This is a genomic window from Halalkalibacter nanhaiisediminis, assembly GCF_007830185.1.
GTDB classification, from domain to species: domain Bacteria; phylum Bacillota; class Bacilli; order Bacillales; family Bacillaceae_D; genus Halalkalibacter; species Halalkalibacter nanhaiisediminis.
Genome location: NZ_VLKZ01000004.1, coordinates 381328 through 399736 on the forward strand (window position 1 = coordinate 381328; position 18409 = coordinate 399736).

Here is an 18409-nt window from a genome sequence, read left to right on the forward strand (position 1 = left end):
GATCTTTTTCTTTTTCAGCTAAAGAAGACATTATATAGGTAAGAATAGGTATAAAAGCAACCAAAGTATGCTATTTATCTAGAGGTCCATTACCTATATTATGAATGAGGCTTTGAATTTTTAGAAATAAAATAAAAATACAGTTGAATTAATTTTTATACATAGCTATAATGAGTACCAAGATCAAAAACGAGAGTGCTAAGTAGTTGGGAGAGAGAAAAATGCGAGTTGGTATTATTGGTGCAACAGGTTATGGTGGAGCAGAGCTATTAAGGCTATTGAAACATCATCCTCATATTTCAGAGGTTGTGTTGTATACGTCATCGAAAGAGGGAATGAATATTAATGAATCTTATCCACATCTTATGTCTATTTATGAGCAAGAGTTAAAAGCTATTAATCTTGACTCTATAAATGACGAAGTGGATGCGGTCTTTTTTGCGACACCTCCAGGTTTTTCGGCTGAATGGTCAGAAGCGATTGCTGGGACTGGTTGCCAAGTGATTGACTTATCAGGTGATTTGCGAATAAAAGACCCTAAAACGTACGAGTTATGGTATCAACGCGAGGCGGCATCTTCCGCCCTTATTAATAAAGCTGTATATGGTTTAACAGAATGGAATCGTGAAGCAATTCGTTCGGCAAATATTGTCGCTAACCCTGGTTGCTATCCGACGGCCACATTACTTGGGCTTGCTCCATTGTTAACAAATAAATTAGTCGATGTTGATTCGATTATTATTGATGCAAAGTCAGGAACATCTGGAGCAGGAAGATCACCATCGGCAATAACTCATTATAGTGAAATGAATGAAAATTTCAAAGCCTATCAAATCAATAAGCATAAGCATATACCAGAGATTGAGCAGCAACTTCATAAGTGGGACAATGATCTGTCATTTGTTACTTTCCAGCCGCATCTTGTGCCAATGGTACGTGGGATTATGTCGACGATGTATATGAAGGCAAAGAAAGAAACGAGCGAGCAGGAGCTTCGAGAGCTTTATCAAACGGTATACGGCAATGAACGGTTTGTGAGAGTCCGACGACAAGGTGAATTCCCAGCAACAAAAGAAGTGTACGGAAGCAATTACTGTGATATTGGCTTAACATATGATGAACGAACAGGAAGAATTACCGTTGTATCTGTAATTGATAATGTTGTCAAAGGTGCATCTGGTCAAGCGATACAAAACTTTAATGTAATGAATGGATTTACAGAAGAGGCAGGATTAACCTTAGTTCCGATGTATCCATAATGAGAGGTGGACATGAAATGAAAGGCACAGCTAATGCGCCAGAAGTAATAGAAGTTGAGAACGGAAGTATTGTTACACCAAAAGGGTTCAAAGCAATTGGTATATATACAGGTGTGAAAAGAAAGAGACTTGATCTAGGCGCCATTTTTTGTGAAGTGCCAGCGAGTTCTGCAGCTGTGTATACGACTAATCGTATCCAAGCTGCACCTCTTAAGGTAACGAAAGAAAGTATTATGAAAGAAGGCAAATTACAAGCTCTTGTCGTAAACAGTGGCAATGCGAATGCATGTACTGGAGAAAAAGGGCTAGAAGATGCTTATGAAATGCGCAGTGTAAGTGCTGAGCATTTTAATGTTCCCAATCATTACGTTGCGGTTACTTCTACTGGAGTTATTGGCCAGTATTTACCGATGGATAAAATCGTACCTGGTATTCAACAACTTCAACCAGAAGCTACTATAGAAGCTGCAGAAGCGTTTAATGAAGCAATTCTAACAACAGACACGATTAAAAAAATGGTTTGTTATCAAACAACGATTGATGGCAAAGCGATCTCGGTTGGTGGGGTTGCAAAAGGATCTGGTATGATCAACCCGAATATGGCAACGATGCTTTCATTTGTAACAACGGATGCTGTGATTGAGCCTAGCGTACTTCAACAAGCTTTATCAGAAATCACAAACCAAACATTTAATAGCATTACGGTTGATGGAGATACGTCAACGAACGATATGGTTGTGGTGATGGCGTCAGGACTAGCGGAACACGAAACACTTACTCCTGCTCACCCAGAATGGAATGGATTCTATCAAGCTTTGAAACTGACTTGTGAGTCACTCGCGAAGAAAATTGCTCGTGATGGTGAAGGGGCAACTAAGTTAATTGAAGTACAAGTCCAAGGGGCAGTAAATGATGAAGAAGCTGGAAAAGTAGCAAAGAAAATCGTCGGTTCTGACTTGGTGAAATCAGCGGTTTACGGAGCGGATGCAAACTGGGGACGTATCATTTGCGCAGTTGGGTATAGCGGTTGTGAAATAGATCCAGATACGATTGATATTGCTATTGGTCCAATACAAACACTTGTTAATAGTCAACCTGTTGTCTTTTCAGAAGAAGAAGCAACTGCTTATTTAAAGGATGAAGAGACGATTAAGATAAATGTTGATCTGAAAATTGGCAATGGAACTGGGAAAGCATGGGGCTGTGATTTGACGTATGATTATGTACGGATTAACGCTGGCTATCGCACATAACAACGAGTAGAAAATTAGGAGGAGAAACAGTTGAAGGACATTATCGTCATTAAATGTGGTGGGAGTACGATATCAGAGCTGTCAGAGGCCTTTTTTCAAAGCGTGGTTGCGATGCAAAAGTCAGGTAAGCATCCGATTATTGTCCACGGTGGTGGGCCTGCGATCAATCAGCTTTTAGAGAAACTCGATATTCAGTCAGAATTTGTTGATGGACTGCGTAAAACAACGGCTGATGTGCTTGAGACAGCAGAAATGGTTTTATGTGGAAAGGTGAATAAGCAAATTGTAACGAGCCTTCAACAAGCAAATGGTCAGGCTGTCGGGTTATCTGGCTGTGATGGCAATCTCTTGCAAGTTCAGGCTATAAATGAGGAAAAGCTAGGATATGTTGGGGAGCCTACAAATGTGAACACGGAATTGCTTATTTCTTTAATGGAAAAGCAAATGATCCCTGTCATTGCACCGATCGGAATGAACGAGCATGGGACTCATTATAATGTTAACGCAGATAGTGCGGCAGGGGCGATCGCAAAAGAGCTTGGTGCAGAGCAGCTTGTGTTTGTGACCGATGTTGATGGTATTTTAAAAGACGGTCAATGCTTAGAAAAAGTAACGGCAGATGAAATCGAAGCTTTTATTGAAGACGGAACGATATATGGTGGTATGCTGCCAAAGGTCAGAGCAGCACTTAATGCATTGACAGAGACTCTTCAGTCAGTCATGATTATGAACGGTAAATCAACAACTGTAGGACAATATGGATATGTAAGTGGAACAACAATTGTTAAATCAGCGGTTGGTCAATCGGTATCGTAAAGGAGATGAAAAATATGAGTGCATTATTTCCGAACTATGCTAGATGGGAGATAAAGGCGCAGCAAGGTAATGGATCGACATTAGTAGATGAAAATGGTAAGGAGTACCTTGATTTTATTGCGGGAATTGCTGTTTGTAATCTAGGTCACTGTCATCCGAAAGTTCAAGCCGCTGTGGAAAAACAATTAGGAACATTGTGGCATGCATCAAACCTATTTCAATTTGAAGGACAAGAGAAAGTAGCAGAAATTCTTGCAAGTCATAGCGTAGGAGATTATGTCTTTTTCTGTAATAGTGGAGCAGAAGCAAATGAAGCAGCGATTAAGCTTGCGCGTAAAGCAACAGGTAAGCACCATATTGTTAGCTTAAAGAATTCCTTCCACGGTCGAACACTTGGAAGTATGGCTGCTACAGGGCAAGAGAAAATTCATGCCGGATTTGGACCGCTTTTATCAGAATTTACGTACGTTGAACTTAATGACATTGATGCGCTTGAGCAAGTTGTGACTGATCAAACAGCTGCAATAATGGTTGAAGTGATTCAAGGAGAAGGCGGCATCCGCTTAATGAGCAAGGAGTATGCAAAACAATTAGCACACATTTGTAAGAAGTTTAATTGTTTGCTCATTATTGATGAAGTTCAAACGGGAATTGGTCGAACGGGTACAGCTTTTGCCTATGAACATCTTAGCTTATCGCCAGATATTATCACATTGGCCAAAGGACTTGGAAATGGTTTTCCTGTTGGTGCGATGATTGGTAAGGAAGCATTAAAAGAAGCTTTTTCAGCTGGAAGTCACGGCTCGACATTCGGAGGAAATCCCCTTGCAATGGCTGCGGCAGAAGCGGTATTAACAGAAATTTTAAACCCTACTTTTTTAGAGTCTGTTCAGAAAAAGGGAGATTGGTTTAAAAACCAATTAGAAGAAAACTTAAAATCACTTGCGATAGTTGACGAGATTCGTGGTAAAGGGTTAATGCTAGGAATTGCTTGTCAAATTGAAGTAGCACCGATTATTACAGCTTGTCGTGAAAAAGGATTGCTCGTTTTACCTGCAGGTCCGAATGTATTACGGATTTTGCCACCGTTAATTGTCACACAACAAGAATTAGAAAAAGCTGTTTCGATTTTAACAGAAGTCGTAACAAATTTGAGTGAAAAGCAAGCGACTCATATATAACACAAAAGTTCACTACGCAAGCAAGTAGTGATTTTTAAAAAATAACAATGTATAAAAATTGATAAATGAGTATAAGTATTCGTCGTTGGAGTGGAGGGAAAACGGATGAAAGGTTATGTTGTATTAGAAAATGGAGAGGTTTTTGAAGGAACTCTTCACGGCAGTGGTGAAGATGTTTACGGAGAAATTGTCTTCTTTACGGGCATGACAGGATATCAAGAAGTATTAAGTGATCCATCATTTAAAGGGCAAATGGTCGTGTTCACGTATCCGTTAATCGGAAATTATGGGGTTAATGAAGTGGATTTTGAAAGTACAAAACCTCAAGTTGATGCATTGATTGTTAGTGAAGTATCGAATGAAGGTTTTCATTATGAATCAGGTTCATCGTTGTTAACATACTGTGATAATCATTCGATTCCTGTACTATCAGGAATTGATACACGTGCAATTGTGAAACGGATTCGTGAGCATGGAGATATGCGTGCGGTGTTAACAACTGACCCAACTAATGCGACGTTTGATCACTATATTCCGTTAGATGAACAAGATGTTGTTCCAAAAGTATCAAGATCAACTGTTCAAACGTTTGGAAGTGGTGAGCAACATATCGTAATGGTCGATTTCGGTTATAAAAAGTCCATTTTAGAGTCGTTGCTTCATTATGGGTGTAAAGTAACGGTTGTTCCATACGACACAACCTTTGAAGTGATCGAGGAGCTACAACCAGACGGTGTCTTATTATCAAATGGACCAGGGAATCCAAAACAATTACAAGAGCAGCTTCCAACCATTAAAAACTTGGCAGAGACATATCCAACGATGGGTATCTGTCTTGGTCATCAGCTTCTTGCGCTTGCGTTTGGTGCTAATACAGAGAAGCTGACATTTGGTCATCGCGGAGCAAATCAACCTGTTATCGATAAAGAAACAAATCAAGTTTATATGACGTCTCAAAACCATAGTTATGTTGTAAATGAACAGTCTTTAGAAGGGACTGGATTTGAGGCAAGGTACGTAAATATTAATGATCAATCGATTGAAGGACTAGCGCACACATTACATCCAGTGCTTACGATTCAATTTCACCCAGAAGCACATCCTGGACCTTCAGATAGTGAACAGCTCTTCTTAACATTCATCGAGATGATTCGCAACAAAGGGAGAGAGAAAGCATATGCCTAAACAGTCTAATTTAAATAAAGTACTTGTGATTGGTTCTGGCCCAATTGTGATCGGGCAAGCAGCTGAGTTTGATTATGCTGGAACTCAAGCTTGTCTAGCATTACGTGAAGAAGGTATAGAAGTTATTCTGATTAATAACAATCCAGCAACGGTCATGACAGATGAATCTTGTGCTGATCGTGTATATTTTGAACCATTAACAGTTGAAAGCGTAGAAGCAATTATTAAAAAAGAACAACCAGATGGTATCCTTGCAACACTTGGTGGTCAAACAGGTTTAAACTTAGCGATGGATCTTCATGATCAAGGGATTCTTGATCGCTATCAAGTAGACTTGCTTGGAACGCCAATTGAATCGATTAAAAAAGGGGAAGATCGTGAAGCGTTTCGTGCACTGATGCAAGAGCTGAATGAACCAGTTCCAGAGAGCGAAATTGTGACGACAAGAGAAGAAGCGATTCAATTTGCTAAGCAAGTGGGTTATCCAATCATCGTTAGACCAGCATATACATTAGGTGGTGCTGGTGGCGGAATTGCTGATAATGAAGAAGAACTCAAGCGTATTGTAAAGGGTGGCCTTTCATTAAGTCCTATTAGCCAATGCTTGATTGAGAAAAGCATTGCTGGTTTCAAAGAAATTGAATATGAAGTAATGCGTGATAGTAATGATACATGTATCACTATTTGTAACATGGAAAATATCGATCCAGTTGGTATTCATACTGGTGATTCAATCGTTGTTGCACCATCGCAAACGATGACAGATGTTGAATATCAAATGCTTCGTACCGTTTCCGTTAAAATTATTCGTGCCTTAGGTATTGTTGGCGGGTGTAATATCCAGTTTGCCTTAGATCCGTACAGCAAACAATATTATTTAATTGAAGTAAATCCTCGTGTAAGTCGTTCATCAGCCCTTGCTTCAAAAGCAACGGGCTATCCAATTGCAAGAATGGCTGCAAAAGTTAGCCTCGGTTATCATTTGCATGAATTGATTAATCCAGTAACGGGGCATACATATGCTAGCTTTGAGCCAGCTCTTGATTATATTGTTGTTAAATTTCCACGTTGGCCATTTGATAAATTTGTCCATGCTGAAAGAAAACTCGGCACACAAATGAAGGCAACTGGTGAAGTAATGGCGATTGAACGTAACTTTGAAGCTGCGATTCAAAAAGCAGTTCGTTCACTAGAGTTAAAAACAGAAGGTCTAACATTGCCACAGATTCAACAAAAGACAGAAGACGAACTATGGCAGCTTCTTGTAAATGCTGATGATCGCCGATTCTTTGTTCTCTTAGAGCTGATGAGACGTGGACACTCGCGTAAAAAGATTCATGAAGTAACGGGTATTACTGAATACTTCCTGCAAGGGTTTGAACGTTTGATTCAACTTGAAGGAGAGATCAAGGCTACTTCTTTTGAAAAAGTGGATGTAGACTTCTTAAAAACGGTTAAAAAAGCTGGATTTGCTGATGTATGGTTGGCAAATGTGTGGAATGTTGATGAAGTTGCGGTAAGAGAAAAACGAAAGCAATTAAACCTCATGCCATCATACAAAATGGTTGATACATGTGCGGGTGAGTTTGAAGCATCTACTGCTTATTTCTATTCAAGCTGGTCTGGTGAGCATGATACAACTCCTCAATCAGGTAAAAAGAAAATTTTATTATTAGGTTCTGGTCCGATTAGAATTGGTCAAGGAATTGAATTTGACTATTGCTCTGTACAAGGGATACATAGTCTCCATCAGCTTGGATATGAAGCGATTATGATGAACAATAACCCTGAAACTGTTAGTACGGATTATGCTACAGCAGATCGCTTATATTTTGAGCCATTGACGGTAGAAGATGTTCTTCATGTTGTGGAGCAAGAGCAAGTTGAAGGAATCATTGTTCAGCTTGGTGGTCAAACAGCGATTTCATTAGTAGAAGGACTTGAGAAGGCAGGAGTCAAGCTGTATGGCACGAATCTTGATACGATCGATCAATTAGAAGATCGTGGACGTTTTTATGAATTTATGAATGAAGTAAAAGTTCCACATATTCCAGGTGTAACGGCAAATAGTCAAAACGACGCGCTCCAAAAGGCAAATGAAATTGGCTATCCTGTTTTAATTCGTCCGTCTTATGTTATTGGCGGGCAAGGGATGATGCTGTTCCAATCTAAGGGTGAATTTATTACTTATTTAGAAGACAAAGAGCAGACGATTTCGTTCCCGATTTTAATCGATGCTTATTATCAAGGAATTGAGTTAGAAGTAGATGCTCTAACAGATGGTGACAATGTTTGTCTTGCGGGCATGTTTGAGCATGTTGAGCGCGCGGGCGTCCATTCAGGAGATAGTGTAGCTGTAACGCCTCCATACTCAATTTCAAATGAAGTAAAAGAGTTAATTATTTCGTATACGAAGCAAATTGCTAAAGGAATGGACTTCCGTGGAATTTTTAATATCCAGTTTGTTTTACATGATAATGAGTTATACGTGATTGAAATTAACCCACGTGCATCAAGAACAGCTCCTATTTTGAGTAAAATCTCTAATCAGCCACTTATTGATTATACAGTGCAACTGTTACTTGGTGCGTCGTTATCATCACTTGGACTAGAAAAAGATATCATTGATGAGCCTAATTTCTATACGGTCAAAGCACCAGTCTTCTCTTATCAAAAGCTATCTGGACTTGATCCGCTTCTTGAAGCAGAAATGAAGTCGACGGGTGAATTAATGAGCATAAGTGATAATCTAGATGAAGCTTTCTATAAAGCATTTGCTTGGTCACATGCAGCAAAACCAAAATTGTATACAGAAACAGGTTCAATATTTATTGACGTTGCTAGTGAGTATAAAGAGGCATTTAGTTCATATCAAGAGACATTACAAAGTCTTGGATTTAACTTGATCAATGATTCATTTGATGACTGGATCCAATCAGATGAAGCCGTTGCACTTATTAGTTTACCGAAACTTGGCACACAAGATGGTAAGGAAAAACGTCAAGAAGCACTGAAGCAACGTTGTACGGTTATTTCAGAGATTGCCACATTAGATGCTATGCTTAGAGGTTTGAAAGCTGATAAAATAGAGTATCATGCGATTCAAGATTGGTGGAATAAAGAAAAAGCGCTTATTAACTAAAGGGATTGGACGTGGAGAAGATGAAAGGGACGATTGAAGAAGCAAAAGCAACGCTAGGTGGGGAAGACTTTCTCACCCTGCTTGACTTCTCACCTAAAGAAATACAGTCATTACTTGAGAGTGCCCTTGTTCTAAAACAGCAGCAAAAGAACGGGACATTTTCTGAAGCTCTTAAAGGAAAATCTTTGGGTATGATTTTTGAAAATGCTTCAACTCGTACACGTGTTTCGTTTGAGGTAGGAATGACACAGTTGGGAGGACACGCACTCTTTTTGAGTCCTCGTGATATGCAGATTGGACGTGGGGAACCGATTAAGGATACGGCCAATGTGTTATCTCGCTATGTTGATGCGATAATGATCAGAACGAATTCACATGAAACCGTTGAAGAATTGGCGAAATATGCATCTGTTCCAGTGATTAATGCATTAACAGATGCTTACCACCCGTGCCAGGCGATGGCTGATTTATTAACGATTTATGAGCATAAGAATACATTAAAAGGACTCAAACTTGCTTATATAGGCGACGGAAATAATGTGGCGCATTCTTTACTAGCAGCAGGAGCTAAGGTTGGTATGGATGTAACAATTGCATCACCAGCTGGCTATGAAGTCGACCAAACGATTTTTAATAGAGCAGTCGAAGCAGCAAAAGAAACAGGTGCTAAGCTTGAATTAACTCAAGATCCAGCGGTAGCTGTAAGTGAAGCCGATGTGATTTATACAGATGTTTGGGCTAGTATGGGATATGAGCAAGAACAAAATGAGCGCTTACAGTTATTTGCTGACTATCAAGTGAATGAAACACTTGTTGCATCAGCAAAAGAAGATTATCTTTTCTTACACTGCCTACCTGCCCATCGCGGCGAAGAGGTATCTGGAGAAGTGATTGATAGCGTTCATTCTGCAGTATATGATCAAGCAGAAAATCGTCTTCATGCGCAAAAGGCTATTTTATTATCGTTGCTTTCAGAAAAGTAAGCCTTAGCCCTTATTCATGATTCGCTTGCTTTTCGGGTAAGCTAATCATGGAAGGAGGGAGTAAAATGGGTCAAAATAGACAATTTGAACCAGGGCAGAAAGCACCGAACAATGGGGTGTATATCGAAATTGGTGAAACGGGAAGTATGGTCAAAAACCCTAAATCATTAAAGATGCGTGCGGGAGACAGATTTCCTGAAACAACAAACCATAATCGGAAATGGACACCATTGCCGAAAACGTAAATGAACTATCAATATGTGAATGCCTCTTTCTTTTTCTTATGTTTCTTTCATAAGATTAGGAAAGAGGTTTTTTGTCATTTAAGAGGTCTATGCTTATAACGAAATAGCCAGCTTTCTTAATTCAACAAGAAGAGTATTAATTTTGCTTCCAATTTGAATTTTTCTGCATAACGTATAAGAGATTAGCAATAACGCAAAACATGTCGCTTAATTGTGAGAAAAAACAGGATGGGAGAGACGTTAAGCAAATGAGACATGCACGCTTTATTCGCATAGAAGACCAGTGGAACGTCATCTATCTTCCAGAACGTCCAAACGGATTTGCTGTTTGCTTGTTAGGCGATAACGGAATGCTGGTTGAAAATGGTACAAGTGACTGGGAACATCATCCTGAAAAGCATCGATTTATAGAAGGGTTGTTAAGTCGTGGCTATACATTGTTTACGTCTTCACTGTTTAATCAGCATTGGGGAAGTCCGAGAGCATTTAGATTAATGGAGCATCTTTATCATATGGTGTTGAAGCAAGAAATTCTTAATAAGAAAATCCATCTTTTTGGAGAAAGGACAGGAGCTTTAGTAGCGATGCAATGGATAAACACCTACCCTTTGCAGCTGCGTTCGTGTTATTTGGTTAACCCATGTCTTTCGCTACATGCTTATTATGAGCAAGAAAAAGAGAATAAATTCTACTATCAACGTTTCTTGAAGGAAGTGGAGCAAGCTTATGGAGTGCCAGAACATCGAATCAACGGGGAATGGATGAAATCAGTATCACCTGTTTTAAAGGGTTCAGAGATTCCTCCTTTATCGATTCATTGCCATATGCTTGAGAAACATTTTCCTCTTCAACAGCATAGTCGACCTTTTCTTCAGCAAATAACCGATAAAAGAGTCCTTGCTCATTTACGAATTCACGGAAAAGAGCGATCGTTTTATAAAGCAGCTCAATCAGCATATCCATTTTTCAAAAAATATGAAAGCGTCCTATAACATTTTATTTCCATAATTAAAAAAGGGGGAGCTTACATATTTGTATGAAGGAAGGAGAAAAATATGAAAAAAGTACTTGTAACGGGTGGATTAGGGTTCATTGGTTATCATCTTTGTGAACGGCTTATTTTGGAAGGGATTGAAGTCATTGCTGTAGATGAATATCCTGATCGAAAAAAAGCAGAGCAGGAAGAAATGGAGTTGAGATTAGGAAGAAATGCCCTCTTTACGATCATTCGTGGCAAGCTTGAAAAGATGGAAATGGGTACTTTATTAAAAGATATTGATGTCATCTTTCATCTTGCTGCATCTACTTCAATAGATAGCAAGTGGTCTACGTTAGCAAGAGTAATTGATAATAATGTAAATCTGACAAAAAAGCTTATTGAAGCAAGTCCGAAAACAGCTCGTATTGTCTATCCTTCAACCATAGAGGTATACGGGGAACGAACTGGGATCATTACAGAGCGAACGCCGACAAATCCAACAACCCCATACGGTATTACGAAATTAGCGAGTGAAAGCTTGATTCAAAAGCTTTGTCCAAAACGGAATATGTCTTATGTGATTTTGAGGTTACCTACTGTGTATGGTCCATGGCAAAGAGACGATATGACTTATCAACAACTATTGTTAGGTAAAATCCCCCCTGAACTTGACCGTTCTACTCTTGATATTCTTTATGTTGACGATGTTGTAGAAGCTTTTTTACTTGCTGCATCAACAATGAAAACAAATGAAGTCTTTCATCTTACTTCATGCTTGGATGGAGCATGGTTTGAAGGGCTTCAATTGTTAGGAGTTGATCCAGAATTATATAAGAAAAGGTGTCTTAAAACAACTCTATTGGCTGAAAAATCAGAAAATTTGTTAGGGTTTCAGGCGAAAACGACTCTGAAAGAAGGTCTTGCCAAGCAACGTGAACATGTGACACAATGGCAGAAACAACAGCGGTTTCAATAAGGAAGTGAATACGTGCAAACGAAGCAAGGAATGATTGGCATTACAATCTTCGCGTTCGTCGCTCTATTCTCCTTTCTCTTATTTCGAGAAGGACTTAAGCTAGGAGAAGGAATGAGTGTAATTGGCGCTATTGTTGTAGGAGGAATCGTTGAATTTCTTTATCAACGAAAACAAAGAGAGAAATAAATAGACCATATCTTTGTAGCAGACCCGATTCATTAATAAGGTCTGTTTTTTTTATTTGTGCTTAAGGAGACTTCAATTTTATTTCACATTCTTATGCTAAGATGATTTTGGACACTGAAATGAGACGAGTAACGTAAGAAGGAGAATGATATGAAGCGTTCTATCTTTATTGTTTTAATTGGACTTATTATGAGCCTAAGTGGTTGTGATGAACAACATTTCAACACTCCCAAGACAGATGATCCATTTTTGATCATTTCCCATGTAAAAGAGTCGACATTGACTTTTGTTGACATTAATAAGAAGAAAGTTATCTTTTCAGAGGAGAGTCGTTCTCCTCTTTCAGATATGGTTAATATCGGCGGTGGGAAGGTTATTGCAACCAGTCAAAGTGAAGATTTTCTCATGCTTTTTGATATGAATGAGCGGATAAGCAGACCTTTACTTAAATTAAATCAAGGTTTAACGGCCATTCATTATGAACCAACTCTGCATCTCCTTTTTGTCGCAGATATCATGAAAGATAAAATCCATATTATTGATGTTGATAAAGAAGAAGTGATAAAAAGTATGAAGGTTGGTTCATTTCCAACAGATTTGCAAGTTGCAAATGGCACATTATTCGTTCTAAATGGAGATAGCAATGACGTCACAGTAATTGATATTAAACAACAAAAGGTTGTCGCTGCGTTTCCTGTCTTAGAACGCCCAGCAGGGATGTATGTAGATGGTGACTATTTGTGGATTGGTGGACATGGATCATTCGGAAATTTAAATAAAAGTGTCTTTGTTTATAGTCTTAAAACGGGTAAGTTTGTTGAAGAGATTGATGTAGGACTTATGCCAGTTGCTTTTTTTGGGGATGATTATTCTCCTTTTCTATATGTTGTATGTCATGGTGATCATGCTGTATACAAGGTTCATAAAGAAACCAAAGAGATTATTGATTCTGTTGAAGTTGGACAGAACCCTAATTATATTAGTGGTAATGAAGAAGGATTGTTTGTTACAAATCTTGATAGCGATACCGTTTCATTTATCGATCGAGACTCGTTTGAATTGGTAGAGGAATTAAGGGTTCCCGCTGGTCCATATGCAATCGTTTTGGAGGAATAAGAAGATGATGAAAGATACAAGGCAGATTTTAATAGTGGATGATGAGGCAGATTTACGTAAACTTGTCGGCTCGTATCTTGAAAAAGAATCCTACTTTGTGCAAACTGCAAAAAGTGGAGAAGAGGCCATTCATATCCTTCAGCAATATCATTCCATCGATCTTGTGGTACTTGATGTGATGATGGATGACATGGATGGCTTTACTGCTTGTGAGAAGATAAGGGAATTTTCAATGGTCCCTATCCTTATGCTAACAGCTAGAAGTAGTGAGGAAGATAAGATTAAGGGATTGAAGGTCGGCGCAGATGATTATATTGTGAAACCATTTAGTCCAAGAGAGTTGGTAGCACGTATTGAAGCTGCACTGAGAAGAGTAGATGGATTGCAAACAAATAAACAAATGATTAAGGTTCAAGAACTTGAAGTCGACAAAAATGGACGAATCATTTATTTGCAGGGGAAACCAATTAATGCGACAAGAAAAGAATTTGATTTATTGCTTTATTTACTTGAGCATCGTGGTCAAGTTTTTACAAGAGAGCAATTGCACGAACGTCTTTGGGGGATGGATTCACAAATGGGAACACTTCGAACAGTAGATACTCATATTAAAACCTTACGTTTAAAATTGAAGTCAGCTGAAAGACACATAAAGACTGTTTGGGGAGTCGGCTATAAATTTGAGGATGCACAATGAAAAAATGGTCGATCCAAAAGAAAGTTTGGTTTGCGATCATGGTGATTTTACTGACGGTCATCATCGGAGCAGTTGTAATCACTTATTTTTTATATGATAAGCTTTATTTAGATAAACAAATTGACCTACTGTTAATGCAAGGTGAAGAGCTTGCGGAAGTTTACTCTGAACATGGTACAGATAGCTTTTTCAATGAGCGATTGAACTGGTCAAAGCAAAGTTTAGCTGCAAATGTACTCTTTACCGATGATCCAATGCAATTAGGTAGTGGAGCACCCTTTGAACCATCTTCCAATGAAAACTTGATTACCTTTGAAGAAAGGCAACAGTTATTGGAAGGGGAAACGGTTGTAATGGTAAGATCTCATCCACACTTTCAACAAGATATTTTGGGTGTTGCCATTCCATTGTTTCAAAATGGCCATTTGACTGGATCGATTTTTTTATCAATGCCTCTATCTGAGGTACATGAGCCCTTTCTACAAGTAAGGACCGTGTTAATTGTTTCTCTTTTTCTTGTCGTGTTAATTATTATTGTTACTGGAAATAAGGTAATAAATCATGTTGTTAGGCCGTTAAACGATATGAAGGAAGTTGCAAAAACAATGGCAGCTGGTGATTTTTCGAAAAGAATAAAAGACGATGATCATGGAGATGAATTAGGACAACTAGCAAAATCCTTTAATATCCTTTCTTCGTCGCTTGAAAAAGTAGAAGAAAACAGGCGTGAATTTCTTGCTAATGTATCTCATGAGCTTCGTACGCCTCTTAGTTATATGAAGGGGTATGCAGAAGCAATGGAAGAAGGAGTGATTGAGCAGAAAAAGGGGCTAGAGATCATTCAAAAGGAAGCGAATCGACTCGAACGACTTGTTAATGATTTACTTGATTTAGCACAACTTGAAGGTGATTCTTATCCACTACAGTGTGAGCCAATTGCGTTTGCACAGTTAGTTACAGATGTTGTGGAGACCTTTGAATTAATTGCTAGACAAAAAAATATCCAGATAAATAGTCAATTAGATGAGGATAGTATTATATATGGGGATGGCGATCGGCTTGAGCAAGTGATTCGTAACTTACTTGATAATGCGATCCGATATACGCCTGAGCACAAAGCAATCAGTCTTACTTTAACTTCTAAAGATGAATTTTCTGAACTAGTCATAAGTGATGAGGGAATAGGCATACCAGAAGAAGACATCTCTGCGGTAACGGAGCGTTTTTACCGTGTCCATAAAGCAAGAACAAGGGAAAAGGGTGGTACGGGATTAGGTCTTGCAATTGTGTCCCAAATTATGAAGAAGCACGGAGGAACGTTTGAGCTTTCCTCAAAGGTTGGTCAAGGAACGAGTGCCCGAATTACGCTAAAGAATATCTAGGCTAATTCTTTCATTGAATATGAACGTGTGAACATTTTTTTAACAAGCTCGAAACTTCACTGGCGTTTCACAACTTTTATATAGACTAAATAAGAATGATGAATAAGAATGAATTAATTGAGGTGAAGATGGATGAAAAAAAAATGGTTGATTTCTACGGTTGCGACTTGCATGGTGCTTGCAGCCTGCGGACAAAATGAGGAAGAACAAGGCACAGCAATGGTTGATGAGCTAACGCCTATAGAGGTTGAGCTAGATGTACCAGAAAAAGCTGAAATCGGCGAAGTAGTTACATTTTCGAGTACTGTGACTCAAGGAGATGATTTGGTTGATGACGCAAATGAGGTTGTATATGAAGTTTGGCTAGAAGGTCAAAAAGAAGAAAGTGAAATGATCGAGGCCAAAGATCAGGAAGGAAATATTTATCTTCTTAATCATACATTTGAAGAAGAGGGACTATATCATGTACAAACTCATGTGACGGCACGAGGATTGCACCGTATGCCAACAGCACAAATTCAAGTTGGTGAAGTTGTGCAAAAAGAGGAACCGCATGAAGAAGGAGCTCATAAGAATGAAGATGAACCTACACATGAAAAGGAACAGGAACACGCGCATGAGCACCAAGCTGATGTAGAAGTGACGACGGAGGTTCAGGACGATCGGCTTGTTATTCAAATTGCTCTTGAAAATTCAGCCTACACTGGTGGGAATGTGACACTTGAGATGTGGCAAGGGAATGAAGAAGAGCGAAAGTGGCTGGATGCAAATGAAGTGGGCGACGGAGAATATGAGATCCGTAATGTCGAAGAGCTGTCTGGAGTCTACTCTGCTATTGTTCATATTCAAGATAAACAGGTGCATGAGCATGTTGATGTGACACTAGAATTTTAATATAAGGACTATTAAACTGACTTAAAAGGTTACCGTAATCTTTTTGGTCAGTTTTTTTATTTAAGATTTGCTTTTAAAGAGAAAAATCTAGGAGACAAATACGTTATTTTATCTGACAATCTTGTATAATAGTTCATATAATAGTTATTTTTCACCGTGAAAAAAGACTCTTATATGATGAGTTTAGAGAATGAGTACATTGAATTTCTATATATCTAATACAGATGAACAGTATATTCGTTTTACGAAAACCTTTCTAGGGATGGTAAATAATAATGATGTAGGTGATACTTTGCAAACAATCTACAAAAGTTTTATTAAGAGTATTATTAGAGATTATGTAATTGGTTCAGCGGTCGCAGTTTTAGGTGTGGGAAGTGTTTTCATTTTTGCAGCTTTACAAGTGCCGAGTGATGAAGCGATGATCTTATTTGGTATATTGTTAATCTCAATAGTCATCATGGTTGCTGCTGAATTATTTGCAATGTATCGACATATTAGACCGATCCGTGACTTGTTTCAACAAAGTCGACCGTCCCAAGACACACTTCGATCTGTTTATTTTCAAACACATCGTCTTCCTATATTAGCAATTAAACGTATTTTCGGCCCTCATTTTTTTGGCCTTTCTGTACCCGCTACTTCTATGTTAATAATAGGAATTCAACAAGAGTTTCTTTCTCTTCCTATTTCCTACTTATTACTCGCTGCTATTGGAGCGCCACTTGTTGCATGTATGCATGCATTTATCGAATTCTTTCTAACGTCTGAATCTATACGACCACTTGCTATTCATATTAGGCAGCAGTCCATTAATTTATATGGAGTAGATCTCTCACTTGATGGCCGAGTCCTTGTATCTGTTCAACGTAAGTTTCAGTTGAGTGCTTTTTTAATTGGTACGTTTCCGTTAATTTTGTTTAGTTTAGGTGGATATATTCGACAAGATGTTCTTGCGGCCACGGTTGATTATTGGAGTTGGGTGACGGTTATTTTGTTGGTTGGAATGGCGTTTTCTACACTAGGGGCGTGGGTATTGTCAAGAGAAATACAACATCCAATTCGTAGCATCAACAAAGCTATGGCTTCAGTACAAAATGGTGATTTAGATGTTCGCACGGCAGATATTTATTCGGATGAATTTTCTAAGCTTGTGGCAGGATTTAATCATATGGTGAGCGGATTAAAAGCACGGGAAACGATGAATAATCAACTCATTCAGAGCTACTTCGCGACTCTTGCAGCTGCACTTGATGCCCGTGATCCATACACAGCTGGACATTCAGAGCGTGTGGCCCACTATTCGTTTGAAATCGGTAAATTAGCAGGTCTCTCTTTGGAAGAACTTGATCGTTTGAAAAAGACAGCGTTGCTACATGATATTGGGAAAATTGGTGTTAGAGATACCGTACTATTGAAGGATGGTAGGTTAACAGATGAAGAATTTGAACAAATTAAACAGCATCCTGTACTTGGTGAAAATATTTTAAAAGAAATTCAGCCTCCTGAGTCCATGGCTCATCTCTTGCCAGGCGTTCGTTCTCACCATGAGCGTTTTGACGGTGGTGGTTATCCTGATGGGCTGGTAGGTAAGCATATTCCATTAACAGGAAGAATTATCGCTATAGCAGACGCTTTTGATGCGATGACATCTGACCGCCCTTATAGGAAGGGCATGGCTGTAGAAAAAGCTCTGCATATTTTGGAGGAAGGACGAGGTACTCAGTGGGACCCAAGGCTTACGACGGCGTTTATTCAGAATTTTGATCAGATAAAGCTTGAAGTTGAACGAGAGAACGTTGAATTGTTTTTGAAAACTTAGATAGATCATTGAATAATTGTTAACATTACTTTTATATAGGAGATCATAATGGAAAAGAGAGGAAGTAATCAAAATCGTCTGTTTAATCCAAAAGAATTATTAAATATTGAAGAAGCTTCAAAAGAAATTCTTCAAATCTTAAGTGATTTTATCCCCATTAATACATTTTTCGTCGCTGTAAATGACCGATCGACTAATTACATATTGAAAGTGTTAAACCGTCAATCAGCTCTTATTCTTGAAGGTACTCGCATTCCATTCGAGGACGCTTATTGAAGTCATGTTGTTAAAGG

Annotated in this window: 17 protein-coding genes; all 17 read left to right on the forward strand. The window is 38.7% G+C overall.

Annotation, left to right across the window (positions count from 1 at the left end; all coding sequences use genetic code 11):
• Nucleotides 1–221: 221 nt before the first annotated feature.
• The 17 genes from argC (at nucleotide 222) to IQ10_RS09415 (ending at nucleotide 18392) form a co-directional block, all read left to right on the forward strand.
• On the forward strand, nucleotides 222–1259 hold the full coding sequence (argC, locus tag IQ10_RS09340; RefSeq protein WP_144450221.1) for an N-acetyl-gamma-glutamyl-phosphate reductase: 1038 nt from the start codon (nucleotides 222–224) through the stop codon (nucleotides 1257–1259).
• A 17-nt stretch (nucleotides 1260–1276) separates the two neighbouring features.
• Complete coding sequence (argJ, locus tag IQ10_RS09345; protein WP_144450222.1) at nucleotides 1277–2512, forward strand: bifunctional glutamate N-acetyltransferase/amino-acid acetyltransferase ArgJ; 1236 nt, start codon at nucleotides 1277–1279, stop codon at nucleotides 2510–2512.
• A gap of 30 nt (nucleotides 2513–2542) precedes the next feature.
• On the forward strand, nucleotides 2543–3328 hold the full coding sequence (gene argB / locus IQ10_RS09350; protein ID WP_144450223.1) for an acetylglutamate kinase: 786 nt from the start codon (nucleotides 2543–2545) through the stop codon (nucleotides 3326–3328).
• A gap of 14 nt (nucleotides 3329–3342) precedes the next feature.
• Entirely contained in the window at nucleotides 3343–4509 is a 1167-nt protein-coding gene (gene argD, locus IQ10_RS09355) for an acetylornithine transaminase (RefSeq protein WP_144450224.1), read from the forward strand.
• A 105-nt stretch (nucleotides 4510–4614) separates the two neighbouring features.
• Nucleotides 4615–5694, forward strand: a complete 1080-nt coding sequence (locus IQ10_RS09360) for a carbamoyl phosphate synthase small subunit (RefSeq protein WP_144450225.1) — start codon at nucleotides 4615–4617, stop codon at nucleotides 5692–5694.
• Nucleotides 5687–8836: a carbamoyl-phosphate synthase (glutamine-hydrolyzing) large subunit gene (carB, locus tag IQ10_RS09365; RefSeq protein WP_144450226.1), complete on the forward strand. Its 3150-nt coding sequence runs from the start codon at nucleotides 5687–5689 to the stop codon at nucleotides 8834–8836. The genes IQ10_RS09360 and carB overlap by 8 nt, the downstream gene beginning before the upstream one ends.
• Before the next feature lie 20 nt (nucleotides 8837–8856).
• A complete protein-coding gene (gene argF / locus IQ10_RS09370; RefSeq protein ID WP_144450274.1) occupies nucleotides 8857–9819 on the forward strand; it encodes an ornithine carbamoyltransferase in 963 nt (320 codons plus the stop codon).
• Nucleotides 9820–9884: 65 nt separating this feature from the next.
• Complete coding sequence (locus IQ10_RS09375) at nucleotides 9885–10064, forward strand: YjzC family protein (RefSeq protein ID WP_144450227.1); 180 nt, start codon at nucleotides 9885–9887, stop codon at nucleotides 10062–10064.
• 248 nt (nucleotides 10065–10312) lie between these two features.
• A complete protein-coding gene (locus tag IQ10_RS09380) occupies nucleotides 10313–11056 on the forward strand; it encodes an alpha/beta hydrolase (RefSeq protein ID WP_144450228.1) in 744 nt (247 codons plus the stop codon).
• A 63-nt stretch (nucleotides 11057–11119) separates the two neighbouring features.
• Nucleotides 11120–12019, forward strand: coding sequence for an NAD-dependent epimerase/dehydratase family protein (locus IQ10_RS09385; RefSeq protein WP_144450229.1), 900 nt, complete (start codon nucleotides 11120–11122; stop codon nucleotides 12017–12019).
• A gap of 12 nt (nucleotides 12020–12031) precedes the next feature.
• The gene (locus IQ10_RS18015) at nucleotides 12032–12205 is read left to right on the forward strand and encodes a hypothetical protein (RefSeq protein ID WP_158640021.1); all 174 of its coding nucleotides are present in this window, start codon (nucleotides 12032–12034) and stop codon (nucleotides 12203–12205) included.
• A 150-nt stretch (nucleotides 12206–12355) separates the two neighbouring features.
• Nucleotides 12356–13321: a beta-propeller fold lactonase family protein gene (locus IQ10_RS09390; protein ID WP_144450230.1), complete on the forward strand. Its 966-nt coding sequence runs from the start codon at nucleotides 12356–12358 to the stop codon at nucleotides 13319–13321.
• 7 nt (nucleotides 13322–13328) lie between these two features.
• Nucleotides 13329–14018: a response regulator transcription factor gene (locus IQ10_RS09395; protein WP_144450275.1), complete on the forward strand. Its 690-nt coding sequence runs from the start codon at nucleotides 13329–13331 to the stop codon at nucleotides 14016–14018.
• Nucleotides 14015–15400, forward strand: coding sequence for a sensor histidine kinase (locus IQ10_RS09400; protein ID WP_144450231.1), 1386 nt, complete (start codon nucleotides 14015–14017; stop codon nucleotides 15398–15400). The genes IQ10_RS09395 and IQ10_RS09400 overlap by 4 nt, the downstream gene beginning before the upstream one ends.
• Nucleotides 15401–15532: 132 nt before the next feature.
• The gene (locus IQ10_RS09405) at nucleotides 15533–16294 is read left to right on the forward strand and encodes a FixH family protein (RefSeq protein WP_144450232.1); all 762 of its coding nucleotides are present in this window, start codon (nucleotides 15533–15535) and stop codon (nucleotides 16292–16294) included.
• Nucleotides 16295–16484: 190 nt separating this feature from the next.
• Nucleotides 16485–18116: an HD domain-containing phosphohydrolase gene (locus IQ10_RS09410; RefSeq protein ID WP_242009799.1), complete on the forward strand. Its 1632-nt coding sequence runs from the start codon at nucleotides 16485–16487 to the stop codon at nucleotides 18114–18116.
• Nucleotides 18117–18164: 48 nt separating this feature from the next.
• Nucleotides 18165–18392, forward strand: a complete 228-nt coding sequence (locus IQ10_RS09415) for a hypothetical protein (RefSeq protein ID WP_144450233.1) — start codon at nucleotides 18165–18167, stop codon at nucleotides 18390–18392.
• Nucleotides 18393–18409: the final 17 nt, after the last annotated feature.

What these genes read in the sequence shown, in the direction of transcription:
- IQ10_RS09405 (WP_144450232.1), top strand. Translation starts at nt 15,533, where the DNA reads ATGAAAAAAAAATGGTTGATTTCTACGGTTGCGACTTGCATGGTGCTT.
- IQ10_RS09390 (WP_144450230.1), top strand. Translation starts at nt 12,356, where the DNA reads ATGAAGCGTTCTATCTTTATTGTTTTAATTGGACTTATTATGAGCCTA.
- argD (WP_144450224.1), top strand. Translation starts at nt 3,343, where the DNA reads ATGAGTGCATTATTTCCGAACTATGCTAGATGGGAGATAAAGGCGCAG.
- IQ10_RS09415 (WP_144450233.1), top strand. Translation starts at nt 18,165, where the DNA reads ATGGAAAAGAGAGGAAGTAATCAAAATCGTCTGTTTAATCCAAAAGAA.
- argJ (WP_144450222.1), top strand. Translation starts at nt 1,277, where the DNA reads ATGAAAGGCACAGCTAATGCGCCAGAAGTAATAGAAGTTGAGAACGGA.
- argC (WP_144450221.1), top strand. Translation starts at nt 222, where the DNA reads ATGCGAGTTGGTATTATTGGTGCAACAGGTTATGGTGGAGCAGAGCTA.
- IQ10_RS09360 (WP_144450225.1), top strand. Translation starts at nt 4,615, where the DNA reads ATGAAAGGTTATGTTGTATTAGAAAATGGAGAGGTTTTTGAAGGAACT.
- IQ10_RS09400 (WP_144450231.1), top strand. Translation starts at nt 14,015, where the DNA reads ATGAAAAAATGGTCGATCCAAAAGAAAGTTTGGTTTGCGATCATGGTG.
- IQ10_RS09380 (WP_144450228.1), top strand. Translation starts at nt 10,313, where the DNA reads ATGAGACATGCACGCTTTATTCGCATAGAAGACCAGTGGAACGTCATC.
- carB (WP_144450226.1), top strand. Translation starts at nt 5,687, where the DNA reads ATGCCTAAACAGTCTAATTTAAATAAAGTACTTGTGATTGGTTCTGGC.
- IQ10_RS09385 (WP_144450229.1), top strand. Translation starts at nt 11,120, where the DNA reads ATGAAAAAAGTACTTGTAACGGGTGGATTAGGGTTCATTGGTTATCAT.
- IQ10_RS09410 (WP_242009799.1), top strand. Translation starts at nt 16,485, where the DNA reads ATGAGTACATTGAATTTCTATATATCTAATACAGATGAACAGTATATT.
- IQ10_RS09375 (WP_144450227.1), top strand. Translation starts at nt 9,885, where the DNA reads ATGGGTCAAAATAGACAATTTGAACCAGGGCAGAAAGCACCGAACAAT.
- IQ10_RS09395 (WP_144450275.1), top strand. Translation starts at nt 13,329, where the DNA reads ATGAAAGATACAAGGCAGATTTTAATAGTGGATGATGAGGCAGATTTA.
- argF (WP_144450274.1), top strand. Translation starts at nt 8,857, where the DNA reads ATGAAAGGGACGATTGAAGAAGCAAAAGCAACGCTAGGTGGGGAAGAC.